A 15,525-nucleotide genomic window follows, 5' to 3' on the forward strand; every position below is an offset into this window, starting at 1 on the left:
GGCTCCGCCGCCGATCGGCCCCCTACTCTGGACGGGCGACGAAGGGCGGTGGCGATGACGCGGACGAGACCGATCGGCCTGGCCCTGGTGCGGGCGACCGAGATCATGGGCGCGGAGCCGTACTTCCACGAGTTCATCGCCGGTGTCGAGCGGGCGGTCCGCCCTTCGGGCTACTCGGTGCTCCTCAACGTCCTGCCCGACGCCGACGCCGAGCTCGCGACCTATCGGCGGTGGAGCGAGGACGGCGAGGTGAGCGGCGTGATCCTGGTCGACCTCGAGGACGGGGATCCGCGGCCGGAGTTCGTGCGCGGCCTCGGCCTCCCCGCCGTCGTGATCGGCCCGCCGAGCGCCGCCGTCGGCTTCCGCGCGGTGTGGACGGACGACGACAACGCGATGCGCGCGGCCGTCGACTTCCTCGCAGGTCAGGGCCACTCCCGGCTCGGCCACGTCGCCGGACCCGCGGAGCTGCTGCACACGCGCATCCGCGAGGAGACGTTCGCGCAGGAGTGCGCGCGGCACGGAGTGTCCGGACCGACGGCCGGGGGCGACTACTCGCGGGCCTCCGGGGCCCGAGCTCTGGCGGCCCTGCTCGACGGCGACGAGCGGCCGACGGCGGTCGTCTTCGACAGCGACCTGATGGCGCTCGGCGGACTCGACGAGGCCCGCGATCGCGGTGTCGTAGTCCCGGGCGAGCTCTCGCTCCTCGCCTGGGACGACTCCGCGCAGTGCCAGCTCAGCGAGCCCCCGCTCTCGGCGGTCTCGCACGACGTGCAGGTCATCGGGATGCTCGCCGGCCGGGAGCTCCTGGCCGGCATCGCGGGTGGCGAGAGCCGCGCGATCAGCAGCCCTGCCGTCGTGATCGTCCCGCGCGGATCCACGGGCGCGCCGGCGGCCTGAGCATCTCCGACCGTCGGTCGACGGCCGTCGCCACGCCCCGCGTGCTCGCACTGACGTCTCCATTCGTTACATAAATTATTTACTTTTGATATTGACCTCGACGGGGAGGACAGGGGAGTCTGTCCGAGGACCGGCCGACGAGGGCGGGGCGACGAGCCCCGCTCCCGAGAGCGGAACGACGCGAGCCGGTCCTCCACCCCGGTCGAAGGAGCCCTGGAACACACATGACCCGTGCCGCAGCACCGCCCGCCCCGAGGCGCTCCCGCCTCCGCTCGGCCCTCGCCGGCGGAGCGATCGCCGCCGTCGTCGCCTCGACCCTCGTCGCGACCGCGTCCTCCGCCCAGGCCGCCCAGGCCGCGCCGGCCGACTGGACCAGCGCCAACACCGCGTTCGTCCAGCGCGACGGCAGCGCCCTCACCCTCGACGGCGAGCGCTTCCGTGCCAGCGGGACGAACATCTACTGGCTCGGCCTCGACGAGAACGTCGGCGGGATCGACTACCCGACCTACTTCCGCATCAAGGACGCCCTCGACACGGCGGCCGGGCTCGGGGTCACCGTCGTGCGCTCGCACATGATGACGTCGACCAGCCAGGACGACGCCGACCCGCTCGCGCTGATGCCGCGGCTCGGCGAGTACAACGAGGAGGCGTTCCGCACCATCGACTTCGCGGTCGCCTACGCGGGCACTCTCGGCATCCGCCTGGTGCTGCCGCTCACCGACCAGTGGGAGTACTACCACGGCGGTCACCGCGACTTCACGACTCCGCTCGGCCTCGAGTCGGACGACTTCTACACCGACCCGGCCGCGATCGCGGCATACCAGGACTACGTCGACCACGTGCTCGACCACACGAACACGATCACCGGAACGCGCTTCGTCGACGACCCGACGATCATGGCGTGGGAGCTGGGCAACGAGCTCGAGGGCATGACCCGCGAGTGGATCGACGCCCAGGTCGCGCACCTGAAGGAGAAGGCCCCGGAGCAGCTCGTCGCCGCCGGCCGCCGCTTCGACATCGATCCCGACACCCTCGCGTCGCCGGACCTCGACATCGTCGACGTCCACTACTACCCGCCGACCGCCGAGCGGGTCTCGGCCGACGCGCGAACCGTCGCGGACGCGGGCAAGGTCTACATCGCGGGGGAGTACGCCTCGACGGCCGCCTCCGCCACGCTGCTCGACGCGGCCGCGGCCGACCGGAACGTCTCGGGCATGTTCTTCTGGTCGCTGTTCGGGAACAACGACCGCGGGGGCTTCGTCCCGCACGACGACGGCTTCACCCTCCACTACCCGGGCGATTCGGCGCGGGAGCGGGAGAGCGTGGACGCGGTCGAGCGCTACAGCGCGGCCGTCGGCAGCACGACCGGCCGGCACGAGCTCGGCGCCCCGCTCGTCACGGCCCTCGACCAGGTGTACGGCATCACCACCGTCTCGTGGCGCGGGACCGCGGGAGCGCAGGGCTATCTCGTGCAGCGCTCGGTCGACGGCGGTGCCTGGAGCGACGTGACCGACGGCGCCGTCTCCGCCTCCGCCTCCCCGGTCACCGACTACGACTCGCCCGACGGAGCGCGCTACCGCGTGGTCGCGGTCGGCGAGGGCGATCGCCCCGGCCCCGCCTCCGACCCCGTGGCCGCGCCCGAGGCCGGCACGGTGCTCGTCGATCCGCTGCAGACCTGGACCCTCAGCTCGGCACACGAGAACGCGCGGCTCGAGCCGACGCCGGCCGGCGGAGTCGTTGCCGCGACGGGCGCTGCGAGCATCACCTGGCAGCGTGACGGCGTGACCGCCGCCGAGTTCCTCCTCTCGGACCCCTCGGCCGCGACCGTCTCGACGAGCACCGACGGGACGACCTGGACTCCGGCCGCGACCACGGTCGACGGCGGCGCCCTCCGAGCGGACGGCCTCGACGGCGACGCCGTCCGCCTCTCCTGGAGCGGCAGCGCCACCCTCGAGCGCGCCACCGTCACGAGCGCGGCGGAGGCGGTGGCCCTCGCCGACCCGCTCGACGACTTCTCGAAGGTGTCGGCCCGCACGGGCAGCCTCGCGATCGACTCCGGCTCGCCCGCGCAGTTCGGCGGAGACGTCTCCCGCGTGAAGCGCGAGAGCACCGATCCGGCGAGCCTCACCTGGAGCTTCGACGACATCAGCGGCGCCGACGTGACGGCCTGGTACTGGCCCGACCAGCCGGTCGCCCCGCTCACCGTGGAGGGCTCGGCCGACGGTGCGAAGTGGGCGCCGATCGCGGTCGACACCCGCGGCGGCACCGGGAACTGGAAGCAGTACACGCTGTCGGTGCGCGGCCTCTCCGGCGTGAACCAGCTGCGCGTCTCGTGGCCGCAGGGCCCGGGCGAGGCGTGGACGCCGCAGATCGGCTCCGTGAACCTCTTCTCGCCGAACGCCGCTCCGCTCGGCGCCCCGGCCGCCCCCGCGCTCGTCGCGCCGGCCGCCGGCGCCGACGGGATCACCGCGACCCCCGCGTTCTCGTGGGAGCCCGCCGCCGACGCCGCGTTCTACCGCTTCACTCTCTCGGCATCGGAGGACCTCTCCGACCCGATCGTGGAGACGACCGGGCTCACCGCGACCACCGTCCGCCCGGACGTCGACCTCGCCCCCGAGACGCGCTACTCCTGGCGGGTGACCGCCGTGAACGGCGTCGGCTCCGCCGTGTCCGAGGTCCGCTCGTTCGAGACCTCGGCCGTGCCGACGGAGCCCGTCGTGGTCGACGACTTCGAGGGCTACGCCGACGACGCGGCGGTCCGCGAGGCCTACGTCCGGAACAGCGGGGGCGGCACCATCGCGCCGACGCTGGTGCCCTCCGGCGCCGGCAGCGCCGCGCGCTTCGACTACGACACGGGTACGGCCGGCTACGCGGGCGTCGTGAAGACGTTCGATGCTCCGCAGAACTGGTGGGGCTACTCCGGGCTGACCCTCGACGTGGACGCCGCGGCCCCGTTCTCGGTGCAGTTCGTCGCGAACGGCGCCTACTGGGAGGCCTCCGTCACCCCGGCGACGGAGGGGCCGACCGTCGTCCCCTTCTCAGCCTTCGCTCCGCCGTCGTGGGCCCCGGAGGCCGATCTCGACCTGACCTCGGTGACCCAGTACGCCCTCTACGTGAACGGATCGGGGACCGGAGTCCTCACCGTCGACGACGTGGCGACGGTGGTCGCCGCCGGGCCCGCCCCGACGCCGACGCCGACCGCTCCGCCCACGACGACGCCGACCATCCCGCCGACGACGACGCCCACCGCACCGCCGACGACGCCCACCGCACCGCCGACGACTCCCACCGCGCCGCCGACGGCCGGACCCTCGCCCCACCCCCACGTGCCGTCGTGGCTGGAGTCGCTGGTGCGCCAGTACCTCCCGACGATCCGGCACTGGTGGCAGGCCCGTCACTGACCTCCGTCCCGCACCCACTGCACTCACCGTCGCACCGCGACGCCCTACCGAGGAGAACACCCGTGCAACGACCCACCAGAAACCGCAGGACCACGCTGACCGGCATCGTCGCCGTCGCCGTCACGTCCTCCCTCGCGCTCGCCGGCTGCTCCGGCGGATCGGCGGGGAACGACTCCGGCGAGCCGGCCGGCGAGATCACTGTGCTGACCAACCGCACCGACCTGGTCGACACGACCTTCGCCGACTACGCGACGACGTTCGAGGGGAAGTACCCCGGGACGACCGTGAAGTTCGAGGCCCTGACCGACTACGAGGGCGACACCAAGATCCGCCTGAACTCGAAGGACTACGGCGACGTGCTGCTCATCCCGAGCTCCAACGTCACCAAGGACGACTACTCCGACTACTTCGAGCCGCTGGGCTCGACGGAGGAGCTGTCGAAGACCTACCGCTTCACCAACGAGGGCTCGTTCGACGGCACCGCCTACGGAGTCTCGACCTTCGGCTCGGCCATGGGCTACGTGTTCAACCGCGACGTCTGGACCGCGGCGGGCATCACCGACCCGCCCGCCACGGAGGAGGAGTACCTCGCCGACCTCGAGAAGATCAAGGCCGACGGCGTCGTCCCCTATTACACGAACTACAAGGACGGGTGGCCCCTCGCGACGATCGAGGGCAACCTCGGCACGGTGCAGGGGGCGGACGTCCGCACCGAGATGATCGCGGACGACGCGCCCTGGACCGAGGGCAACGACCAGTACAACATCGACGGCCTGCTCTACGACACGGTCGCGCAGGGCCTCAGCGAGGCGGACCCGACCACCACGAACTGGGAGGAGTCGAAGGACCTCCTCGCGAGCGGGGAGATCGGCTCGATGGTGCTCGGCTCCTGGGCCGTCTCGCAGATGCAGGACGCGGCCGAGAAGGCCGGGAAGTCCCGCGACGTCATCGGCTTCTGGCCGATGCCGTGGGCGCAGGACGGGACCTTCACCTCGGTGACCGCCTCGGACAAGTTCCTCGCGATCAACAAGAACTCGGACAACAAGGCCACCGCCCGCGCGTGGATCGACTGGTTCACGAACGAGTCCGGCTACGCCGAGAGCCAGGGCGCGATCAGCCCCGTGATCAGCGACCCCGCTCCCGACACCCTCGCGGACTTCGACGCGCTCGGCGTGCAGTACCTCGAGCTCGCCCCGGACCCGGTCGGCAAGGAGGCGGTCATCAACGACATCGCCAACGAGGCCGAGATCGACCTGTTCGGCAACGCCTACCGCCAGGAGCTGATCGACGCCGCGCGCGGTGCGGGCGCCGGCGACAAGGAGTCGCTGTTCGCCGACCTCAACTCGCGCTGGGCCGCGGCCCGCGCCGACGTCGCCGAGTAGTCCCCGCGGGCGGCCGCCTCCCGCGGCCGCCCGCCCCCTCCCTCCGGAGCTCCACAGCTCCTGCACCCCCGAACGACGGAAGGATCGACCATGGCGATCACCGACGCTCCGCCCATCGAGGTCGGAGCGAGCAAGCGGATCCGGCCCCGCCGCCGGCAGCGCCTCACCGGCAGGCGCATCACCCCCTGGCTCTTCCTGGCGGTCCCGCTGGCGTTCCTGGTCGTGCTGACGTACATCCCGGTCGCGAACATGTTCTGGTACAGCGTCACCGACTGGGACGGCCTGGACCCCGACAAGACCTTCGTCGGCCTCGAGAACTACGTCGAGATCTTCACCCGGCCCGAGATCTTCCGGGTCTTCTTCGTCAGCCTGTTCTACCTCGCCGGCGCGATCGCGCAGCTCGGCCTCGCCCTCTTCTTCGCGACGCTGCTGAGCTTCCGCACCCGGTTCCGCAACTTCTTCAAGGGCGTCATCTTCTTCCCCTACCTGATCAACGGCGTCGCCATCGGGCTGATGTTCCTCTACTTCTTCCGCCCGGACGGAACGCTCGACGCGGTGCTCGGCGTCTTCGGCGTGCAGAACACCCCGCAGTGGCTCGGCGACCCCTCCGTCGTCAACGTGTCCCTCGCGGCCACCTCGGTCTGGCGCTACATGGGGCTGAACTTCGTGCTGTTCCTCGGTGCGATCCAGTCGGTCCCGGAGGAGCAGTACGAGGCGGCGGATCTCGACGGCGCGAGCGCGTTCGACAAGTTCCGCTACATCATCGTGCCGAGCATCCGGCGCATCCTCGGGCTGTCCTTCATCCTCGCGATCGCCGGGGCGCTCTCGGCCTTCGAGATGCCCTACATCATGACCGGCGGCGCGAACGGGTCCGAGACCTTCGTGATCCAGACCGTCGACACCGCCTTCCGCTACTCCAAGGTCGGCCTCGCGTCGGCGATGGCCGTGGTGCTGCTGGCGATCGTGCTGATCATCACGGCCGTGCAGCGGCGCGTGTTCCCCGACGAGAAGGCGAGCCAGGAATGACCAGCACCCAGCAGCGCCCCCCGGCGGTCACCGGTCTCCCGGTGACGCGGCAGGCGGCCGTGAAGGAGCGGCGCACCCGCCGGTCGGCGGGATCCGTCCTCGGCTCGATCGGGAAGTACGGCTCGCTGATCGTGGCCTGCCTCTTCGCTCTCGTGCCGATCGTCACGATCGTGATGCTCGCGTTCAAGACCTCGGCGGAGTACCGGGGCACCGGACCGCTCACGCCGCCCTCGAACTGGTTCAACCTCGAGAACTTCGCCATCGCCTTCACGCAGGGCGGGATGGTCACCGGGTTCCTCAACACCGGGATCATCCTCGTCGTCTCGATCGTGGGCACCGTGCTGATCGGCACGATGGCCGCCTACGCGATCGACCGGTTCCGCTTCCGCGGGCGGAGCCTGGTGACCGGGCTCTTCCTGCTCGCGACGCTGGTCCCCTCCGTCACCACGCAGGTGGCGACGTTCCAGGTGATCAACGCCCTCGACCTCTTCAACACCCGATGGTCGGCGATCCTGCTGTTCACGGGCACCGACATCGTCGCGATCTACATCTTCCTGCAGTTCATGCAGTCGATCCCGGTCTCGCTGGACGAGGCCGCGATGCTCGACGGAGCGAGCCGCTTCACCGTGTACTGGCGGATCGTGCTCCCGCTGCTGAAGCCCGCGATCGCGACCGTCGTGATCATCAAGGGCATCGCGGTCTACAACGAGTTCTACATCCCCTTCCTCTACATGCCCTCCCGCGACCTCGGCGTGATCTCGACCTCCCTCTTCCGCTTCATGGGCCCGTTCGGGGCCCAGTGGGAGGTCATCGCGGCGGGCACGATCCTGGTGATCGTGCCGACCCTCGTCGCCTTCCTCTTCCTCCAGCGCTTCATCTACAACGGACTGACCTCAGGAGCCACGAAGTGACCCACACCATCGACACCGACAGCCGGGCGACCACCGCGGCCACCCGCCGCCTGCACGAGGGCTGGAGCGTCCGCGCGACCCGCGGGCCCGTCCCCGCCGAGCTCGTCGCCGCCGTCGTCCCCGCGGTCGTGCCCGGCCTGGTGCACACCGACCTGCTCGCCGCGGGTCTGATCCCCGACCCGTATCTCGACCAGAACGAGAAGAAGGTCACCTGGATCGGCGAGACGGACTGGGAGTACTCCTCCTCGTTCGACTGGGCCCCCGACGGCCGCGACGTGCACGAGCTCGTCTTCGAGGGCCTGGACACGGTGGCCGTCGTCACGCTGAACGGGCACGAGATCGCCCGCACCCGCAACCAGCACCGCACCTACCGGATCCGCGTCGACGAGGCTCTGCAGGACGGGGCGAACGAGCTGGTCGTCGCCTTCGCCTCGCCCGTCGCCGAGGCCGACCGAGCGAGCCTCGAGATCGGCTACCGGCCGCACACCTACTCCCACCCCTTCAACGCCCTGCGGAAGGCCGCCTGCAACTTCGGCTGGGACTGGGGGCTGGACGCCGCCTCCGCCGGCATCTGGAAGCCGGTGACCCTCCATGCCTGGAGCGGTGCGCGCCTCGCCTCGGTGCGCCCCGTGGTCACGGTCGACGGGACGACCGGCCGCGTCGAGCTGCACGTGGGGCTCGACCGGGCCTCGGACGCCGAGGTGGAGGTGCGCGCCTCCGTCGCCGGCGCGGAGGCCGTGGCGAGCGTCCCCGGTGGCGAGCGCACCGCGGTCCTCCACCTCGAGGCGGCCGAGGTGGCCCTGTGGTGGCCGCGGGGCTTCGGCGGGCAGCCGCTCCACGACCTCGAGGTCGCGCTCCTGCAGGGCGGAGCCGTCATCGACGAGCGCTCCCAGCGGATCGGCTTCCGGACCCTGGAGGTGCAGCTCGACCGCGACGACGAGGGCACCTCGTTCCGCTTCGTCGTCAACGGCGAGCCCGTCTGGATCCGCGGAGCCAACTGGATCCCGGACGACGCCTTCATCACCCGGGTCGACCGCGAGCGCCTCGCCCGCAGGATGGACCAGGCCGAGTCCGCGAACCTCAACCTCCTCCGCATCTGGGGCGGCGGCTACTTCGAGTCCGACGACTTCTACGACCTCTGCGACGAGCGCGGCATCCTCGTCTGGCAGGACTTCCTCTTCGCCTGCGCGGCCTACGCGGAGGAGGAGCCGCTCCGCAGCGAGGTCGAGGCGGAGGTCCGCGACAACGTCACGCGGATCATGCCGCACCCGAGCCTCGCGCTCTGGAACGGCAACAACGAGAACATCTGGGGCTTCGAGGAGTGGGGCTGGGAGAAGCGCCTCCAGGGCCGCACCTGGGGCCTGGGCTACTACCTCGATCTGCTCCCGCGCCTGGTCGCCGAGCTCGACCCGGCGCGCTCGTACACGCCCGGGAGCCCCTGGTCGGGCGACCCGCAGATCTTCGCGAACGACCTCGACCACGGCTCCGTGCACCTCTGGGAGCTGTGGAACCGCGTCGACTACCCCGCCTACCGGGACGCCCACGCGCGATTCGTCGCCGAGTTCGGCTGGCAGGGGCCGGCGTCGTGGTCGACCATCCAGCGCTCGATCTCGGACTCGCCGCTGACTCCCGAGTCGCCCGGGATGATCCACCACCAGAAGGCGACCGACGGCAACGACAAGCTGACCGACGGTCTCGTCGCTCACCTCCCGCTGCCCGACGACACGGAGGACTGGCACTGGGCGATGTCGCTCAACCAGGCGCTCGCGGTGACGCTCGCGATCGAGCACCAGCGCTCCGAGAGCCCGCGCTGCATGGGCTCGATCGTCTGGCAGCTCAACGACTGCTGGCCGGTCACCTCGTGGGCCGCGGTGGACGGCGACGGCACCGCCAAGCCGCTCCTCTACGCGCTCAAGCACGTCTTCGAGGACCGTCTGCTCACCGTGCAGCCGCGCGGGGAGGGGCTCGCCGTGGTCGCCGTGGGCGACTCCCCCGAGGAGTGGGCCGGCGAGTGCGTCGTGCGCCGCCTGGCGTTCGACGGGACGGTGCTGGCGGAGGAGCGGCAGGAGCTCGCGGTCGGGGCGCGCTCGGTGCGCACCCTGCCGATCGGGTCCGGCGTGGCGACGCCCGAGGACGCCGCCGCCGAGCTGCTCGTCGTCGACTTCGCCGGGACGCGCGCGTTCTGGTTCTTCGCCGAGTACCGCGACTCCGCCCTGGAGGCCGCGCGCCTGCGCACGAGCGCCGCCCCCGTCGAGGGCGGAGTGCAGGTGACCGTCACCGCCGAGAACCTCGTGCGCGACGTCACCCTCCTGGTCGACAAGGTGGACCCGTCCGCCGTCGTCGACGACCAGCTGGTCACGCTGCTGCCGGGCGAGAGCATCGTCTTCACGGTGCGCGGCTCCGGTCTCGACACCGAGGCGCTGGTGTCGCCGAGCGTGCTGCGCACGGCCAACCAGCTCGTCGCCGACTGGGCCTGATCCGCGGTGAGCACGCAGCCCGCCCTGGCCGTCGACGTCGGCGGCACGAAGATCGAGACCGCCCTCGTCGACGCCGGGGGCGGGCTCGTGCCCGGCACGCGGCACCGGCGCGCGACCGGCCCCGCCCTGACTCCTGAGGAGTTCGAGCGGGCGCTCGCGGAGTGCGTCGCCGCCTCGACGGCCGGGGCGGACGTCGTCGGCGTCGGCGCCGGATCCGCGGGGCCGATCGACCTCGACGGCGGCCGGATCCGACCGAAGAACCTCCCGCTGCTCCACGGCGTCCCGCTCCGGGAAGCGCTCGAGCGGCTCGTGCCCGGTCGGCCGGTCGAGCTGCGCCTCGACGGGACCTGCATCGCCCTCGCCGAGCACTGGTACGGGGCCAACCGGGGCGCCGTCTCCTCGGTGAGCCTCGTCGTGTCGACCGGGATCGGCGGCGGGATCGTCCTCGACGGCCGGGTGCTGGCGGGCCGCTCCGGCAACGCCGGCCACCTGGGCCAGGTGCACGTCGCCGACGCCGACCCCGAGGAGGGGAGCGACGGGACGCTCGAGAGCATCGCCTCCGGACCGAGCACCGTCGCCTGGGCCCGGCGACGGGGCTTCGCCGGGAGCACCGGGGAGGAGCTCGGGCGCGCGGCCGCGGACGGCGACGCCGTGGCCCTGTCCGCGGTCCGCCGCTCCGCCGAGGCCGTCGGCACGGCGATCGCGGGCGCGGCGACCCTGCTCGACGTGCACGACTTCGCCGTCGGCGGCGGTTTCGCGGGCGTGACCCGCGACTACCTCCACCTCGTGCAGGCGAGCGCCCGGGAGCACGCTGTCCTGGACTACGCCCGCGGTCTCGACGTCCGCCCGTCCGGGCTCGGCGGGGAGGGGCCTCTGATCGGCGCGGCCGCCCTGATCCTCCGATCGACGGCGGCGGCGCGCGAGCCCGCCCTCGTGCCGTGAGCGGCATCTCCTCCGAGCATCCGCTCCGCTCGGCCCTGCGCCCGTCGCGGCACCGGGTCGTCGGGGCGGCGCTCGCCTACGTCGTCAAGGACAGCCCGCTGTGGATCCTGCCGCTCGTCACCGCCGCCGTGGTCGACGCCCTCGTCGACGGCCGGTCGCCATCGGCGCTCGTCGTGCCGGCCGCGGCCGCCGCGGCGACGATCCTCGCGAACATCGGGGCGAACGCGGTCTACGTGCGGCTCTCCTCGTCCGCCGTCCGCGCGCTGGGCCTGCGGCTGCGGGAGGCGCTCGCCGAGCGGCTGCAGAGCCTCTCGCTCGACTACCACTCGCGAGGCAGCGCCTCCATCGCCCAGACGAAGGTGGTGCGCGACGTCGAGAACCTCGAGCTGATGCTGCAGCAGGCCTTCGGGCCGGTGCTGACAGCGCTGGTGGTGCTCGTCGGAGCCGGAGTGGCGACGGGCACGAGGGTGCCGCAGTTCCTGCTGGTGTTCGCGCTGACCGTCCCGCTCGCGGCCGCACTCGTGCTCTGGCTCCGTCGGCGGACAGCGGCCGGCAACGAGGCGTTCCGGCGCCACGTCGAGACGATGTCCGGCACCGTCGGCGAGATGTCCGCGCTCCTCGAGGTCACCCGCGCCCACGGCCTCGAGAAGGTCTCGGTCCAGCGGGTGGTGGAGGCCGCCCGCCGCGTCGAGCGGGCGGGCGTCGCCCTCGACCGCCTGAACGGGCGCTTCGGGGCGCTGTCGTGGAGCAGCTACCAGCTCATCACGCTCGGCTCGCTCTTCGGCGCAGCCGTCATCGCGATGACGGGCGTCCTGCCGGTGACGGTCGGCGAGGTCGTGCTGCTGAGCTCCTACTTCGCGCTGCTCACCGGGACGATCACGGCGGCGTTCCAGACTGCTCCGCTGGTCACCCGCGGCCTCGAGTCGCGCCGCTCGATCGCCGAGGTCCTGGCGGACCCCGACGTGGAGCACAACGAGGGCGAGCCGGTCGTCGACGCCCTCGCCGGAGGAGTCGAGCTCGACCGGGTGAGTGTCGACTACGGCGACCGGCGCGTGCTGCACGACGTGTCGCTCCGGATCGCCCCGGGGGAGACCGTGGCCTTCGTCGGCCCCTCCGGCTCGGGGAAGTCGACGCTGACCCGGGTGGTCCTCGGATTCGTCCGCCCCTCGCAGGGCCGCGTGCTGCTCGACGGCCGTGACATCGCCGCCCTCGACATGCGCACGGCCCGCCGCTTCGTCTCGGTCGTGCCGCAGGAGTCGGTGCTCTTCCGCGGCAGCATCCGCGACAACGTGCTCTACGGGACAGCGGACGCCGACGACCACCGGCTCGAGGCGGCGCTGCGGGCGGCGAACGCGGAGTTCGTCCTCGAGCTGCCCGACGGCTGGGACACGGTCGTGGGGGAGCGGGGCGCCCTGCTGTCGGGAGGCCAGCGCCAGCGCCTCGCGATCGCGCGGGCCCTGATCCGCGACCCCCGTCTGCTCGTGCTCGACGAGGCGACCGCCGCACTCGATCCGCGCACCGAGCGCGAGGTCCGGCTCGCCCTCGACCGGTTGCGCGAGGGGCGCACGACGCTGATCGTCGCCCACCGCCTGAGCACCGTCCGCACGGCCGACCGGATCGTGGTGCTCAGCGAGGGGCGCGTCGTGGAGCAGGGGACGCACGATGAGCTGCTCGCGACGGGCGGCGCGTACGCCGCGCTGCACGCGACGGCCTGAGCGGGCCGCGGCCGCGTCCATCCGTCGTCCGCGGCCCGTGCCCGCCGCCGGGACGGGCCGCTGCTGACGGATCGATCGCGGGTGCGGCCCAGCGGGAGCATCGTTAGCGTGGAGGTCCGCGCCGATCGCCGGCGCCGAGGGGAGCCCCATGGATCAGACCGTCGAGATCGACGCCCGGGCGGAGGCCCTGCGCGCCGACCCCGAGAGCTTCGCCGCGATGGACGCGCTCTGGCGCAGCGTCTACGCCCTGCCGGTGTGGTGCTTCATCGCGCGGGGGCCGGACGACGCGCCCACCCCCTTCGTCGGCGGCCTGGAGTCGGGGCCGATGGTCTTCGCCTTCACCACGGGGGAGCGCGCCCGCGCCGGGGCGCTGCACGCCGGCCTCTCCGACGAGGACGCGTCGCGCGTGCTGAAGGTGCCGATGCCGGCCGCGCTCGAGTGGATCGCGGCGATGGGGTCCTCCGGAGTCGCGGGAGTGGTCTTCGACCTGCCCCGCTTCGGGTACTTCGCGCCCCTCCAGAACCTGCTGCCGATGCGCGACTTCATGGCGGCGAACCCGCCGGCCTGAGCCCCGCCCCGTCGAGACCAGCGGATCCGCCGATACCAGCTGATCCGCCGGTTGTCGTCGCCCCGAACTGGTCACTGGACGACACCCGAGGATGGTGGGCCGGAGGCGCGCCCGTCCTCCGAGGACGAGGCCGGGAGACGCCGATGGGGAAGCTGCACTACGACGGATCGGTCGAGATCGACGTCGAGGACCGGGTGCTCGCCCACCTGCAGATCGTCCTCACCGCGAAGCTGCGCCGGGGGGAGTCGTGCCTGCTCACCTGGCGCGACGAGAACGGGATGAGCGACGGCCGCAGCGCGATCTGGCTGCACCCCTCGCACACGCTCCGCTACACCTACGCCGGCGGCCGCATGCCCCGCATCAACCCCGCCTGGATCTCGGCGCTCACCGATCTCGCGAACTCCGCCGGCGGCCTCCGCTTCGTCCCCGAGCCGCCGGAGCCCGTGCGTCCCCCCGGTGGGAGCGCTCGCCGGTGACCGGCGTCCGGCCCCGTTCCCGGCCTCGGGCTCAGCAGCCGGAGTCGGCGGCGTCCGCGTCGAGCGCCGCCGCGGTGCCGAGCGCGATCAGCGACTGATCCGTCGCGACCGCGACCCTCGGGAAGCCCAGCGCTCGCAGCAGCCCGGCGCGCTCGCGGTCGCCGGCGTAGGCCCCGGCACCCTTGCCCGCGCGCCGGGCCGCCGCGGCGATCCTCGGCAGCGGGTCGTCCGGACCGTCGGCGGCGAGCAGGTCGGACAGGTCCCGTCCGAGGCCGATCGCGAGGTCGAACGGGCCGACGAAGACTCCGCTCACGCCCGGCACCGCGAGGATCCGATCGACGGCGTCGAGGCCGGCCTGCGTCTCGATCATGACCCAGAGCGCGGTGCGCGCCTCGGCGGCCGACGGGGGAGTGGCGCCCCAGAGATCGGACATCGGCCCCCAGCTGCGGCGGCCGAGCGGCGGGTAGTGCGCGGCGCGGACGGCCGCGAGCGCCTCCTCGACCGTCTCGATCATCGGGACGACGACGACGTCCGCTCCGGCGTCGAGCGCCCTGCCGATCAGCGCGTCGGAGATTCCCGCGACCCGGACGCCGACGGGCGGCCTCCCGCTCACGGCGCCGAGCGCGCGAAGGGAGGCGAGGACCGCGGCGTCGTCGAACCCGCCGTGCTGCGCGTCCAGGCACAGCCACGCGGGCCCGCCGCGAGCGATCTGCGCGACCGTCAGCGGCTCCCCGAGCCGGCACCACACCCCGTCGGCCCGACCGTCACCGAGAACCCGTTCCGCATCCACGGGTCCGATCCTCGCGCACGGAGCGCCGCCTAGGCGAGGACCGCCAGCGCCGTCGACAGGATCCCGAGGACGACGCCCGCCCCGAGCAGGATCAGGCCGGTCAGGCGCAGCGCCCGCACCGCGTCGCTCCACCGGTGCAGGCGGATGCGGTGCGGATCCTCCTCGCGGTAGTGCACCTCCCGCTGGTCCGACCGCGTCGGCGTCAGCGGGTCCCCGGCGGACAGCGGACGCGATCGCACCTCGCCGGCCCGGGTCACCCAGTGCAGCGCGAGGGGCGGACCCTCCTCGAGGTAGGCGGTCGTCGTCAGCCAGCGTCCGTCGATCAGCGCCGCGACGAACGCGGCGAGCAGGAACAGCACGCCGAGGGGGAGGGTGACCAGCGAGAGGGCCTCGGAGATCGTCTCCAGCATGCAGCGTCCCTCCGACCGGATCCGGTGCTGAGCGTACCGAGTCGGCGGCCGGCGCGTCCGCAGTGGGACGCGCCCCGCCGCCGAGCCCGCGGGCCTCAGCCCCAGGCGACCTCGAGGTCGACGACGAACGTCACTCCGAAGCGATCGCGCAGCATCCCGTAGAGGGGCGACCAGGCCGCCGGGGCCAGGGGCACGACGACCGCCGCCCCCTCCGAGAGGCCGTCCCAGAGGCGGTGCAGCTCGTCGGCGTCGGAGCCGCGCAGCGACACGAACACCGGGATCGTGCCCGGGTCGTAAGCCGTGTGCGCGGGGACGTCGTACGCCATGACGCGGAAGCCGGCCTCGGAGACGACCTGGCCCCACATCAGCTGGTCGGCCTCGTCGGGCGCGGTGACAGCGTTCGCGTCCGCGTAGGACATCGCGTCGACCCGGCCTGCCGTGACCGAGGCGTAGAACTCCAGTGCCTCGCGGGCCTGTCCGCGGAAGTTGAGGTGGGTCGTCGTGGTGATGCTCATGGTGCGCTCCTCGCA

Annotated in this window: 13 protein-coding genes; 10 read left to right on the top strand and 3 right to left on the bottom strand. The window is 72.6% G+C overall.

Annotated elements, in window-relative coordinates; translation table 11 throughout:
• Window positions 1-54: 54 nt before the first annotated feature.
• The 10 genes from C5C69_RS12585 (at window position 55) to C5C69_RS12630 (ending at window position 13,795) form a co-directional block, all read left to right on the top strand.
• On the top strand, window positions 55-897 hold the full coding sequence (locus tag C5C69_RS12585; protein WP_219812374.1) for a LacI family DNA-binding transcriptional regulator: 843 nt from the start codon (window positions 55-57) through the stop codon (window positions 895-897).
• Between the two features lie 224 nt (window positions 898-1,121).
• The gene (locus C5C69_RS12590) at window positions 1,122-4,298 is read left to right on the top strand and encodes a cellulase family glycosylhydrolase (protein WP_104258020.1); all 3,177 of its coding nucleotides are present in this window, start codon (window positions 1,122-1,124) and stop codon (window positions 4,296-4,298) included.
• Between the two features lie 62 nt (window positions 4,299-4,360).
• Window positions 4,361-5,680, top strand: coding sequence for an ABC transporter substrate-binding protein (locus C5C69_RS12595; protein ID WP_244230529.1), 1,320 nt, complete (start codon window positions 4,361-4,363; stop codon window positions 5,678-5,680).
• Window positions 5,681-5,770: 90 nt separating this feature from the next.
• Entirely contained in the window at window positions 5,771-6,706 is a 936-nt protein-coding gene (locus C5C69_RS12600) for a carbohydrate ABC transporter permease (protein WP_104258021.1), read from the top strand.
• On the top strand, window positions 6,703-7,617 hold the full coding sequence (locus C5C69_RS12605; protein ID WP_104255948.1) for a carbohydrate ABC transporter permease: 915 nt from the start codon (window positions 6,703-6,705) through the stop codon (window positions 7,615-7,617). Before C5C69_RS12600 ends, C5C69_RS12605 begins: the two co-directional genes overlap by 4 nt.
• Window positions 7,614-10,094, top strand: coding sequence for a glycoside hydrolase family 2 protein (locus C5C69_RS12610; RefSeq protein WP_258065273.1), 2,481 nt, complete (start codon window positions 7,614-7,616; stop codon window positions 10,092-10,094). Before C5C69_RS12605 ends, C5C69_RS12610 begins: the two co-directional genes overlap by 4 nt.
• Window positions 10,095-10,100: 6 nt before the next feature.
• The gene (locus tag C5C69_RS12615; RefSeq protein WP_104238483.1) at window positions 10,101-11,036 is read left to right on the top strand and encodes an ROK family protein; all 936 of its coding nucleotides are present in this window, start codon (window positions 10,101-10,103) and stop codon (window positions 11,034-11,036) included.
• Complete coding sequence (locus C5C69_RS12620) at window positions 11,033-12,751, top strand: ABC transporter ATP-binding protein (protein ID WP_104258022.1); 1,719 nt, start codon at window positions 11,033-11,035, stop codon at window positions 12,749-12,751. The genes C5C69_RS12615 and C5C69_RS12620 overlap by 4 nt, the downstream gene beginning before the upstream one ends.
• A 148-nt stretch (window positions 12,752-12,899) precedes the next feature.
• Window positions 12,900-13,319, top strand: coding sequence for a hypothetical protein (locus C5C69_RS12625; RefSeq protein ID WP_104258023.1), 420 nt, complete (start codon window positions 12,900-12,902; stop codon window positions 13,317-13,319).
• 143 nt (window positions 13,320-13,462) lie between these two features.
• On the top strand, window positions 13,463-13,795 hold the full coding sequence (locus C5C69_RS12630; protein ID WP_104258024.1) for an ATP-dependent DNA ligase: 333 nt from the start codon (window positions 13,463-13,465) through the stop codon (window positions 13,793-13,795).
• Window positions 13,796-13,826: 31 nt separating this feature from the next.
• Here C5C69_RS12630 and C5C69_RS17030 read toward each other — a convergent pair whose 3' ends face one another.
• The 3 genes from C5C69_RS17030 to C5C69_RS12640 all read right to left on the bottom strand — a co-directional run bounded on the left by C5C69_RS17030 (window position 13,827) and on the right by C5C69_RS12640 (window position 15,510).
• The gene (locus C5C69_RS17030) at window positions 13,827-14,585 is read right to left on the bottom strand and encodes an HpcH/HpaI aldolase/citrate lyase family protein (protein WP_181127062.1); all 759 of its coding nucleotides are present in this window, start codon (window positions 14,583-14,585) and stop codon (window positions 13,827-13,829) included.
• Between the two features lie 29 nt (window positions 14,586-14,614).
• Window positions 14,615-14,995 carry a hypothetical protein gene (locus C5C69_RS17035; RefSeq protein ID WP_104267914.1) on the bottom strand — a complete coding sequence of 127 codons (381 nt, stop codon included), beginning with the start codon at window positions 14,993-14,995 and terminating at the stop codon, window positions 14,615-14,617.
• A gap of 95 nt (window positions 14,996-15,090) precedes the next feature.
• Window positions 15,091-15,510 (bottom strand): VOC family protein, encoded by a 420-nt coding sequence (locus C5C69_RS12640; RefSeq protein WP_104258026.1) that lies wholly within the window; start codon window positions 15,508-15,510, stop codon window positions 15,091-15,093.
• Window positions 15,511-15,525 lie beyond the last annotated feature (15 nt).

Source organism: Rathayibacter sp. AY1C7 (genome assembly GCF_002931865.1).
GTDB lineage: Bacteria > Actinomycetota > Actinomycetes > Actinomycetales > Microbacteriaceae > Rathayibacter.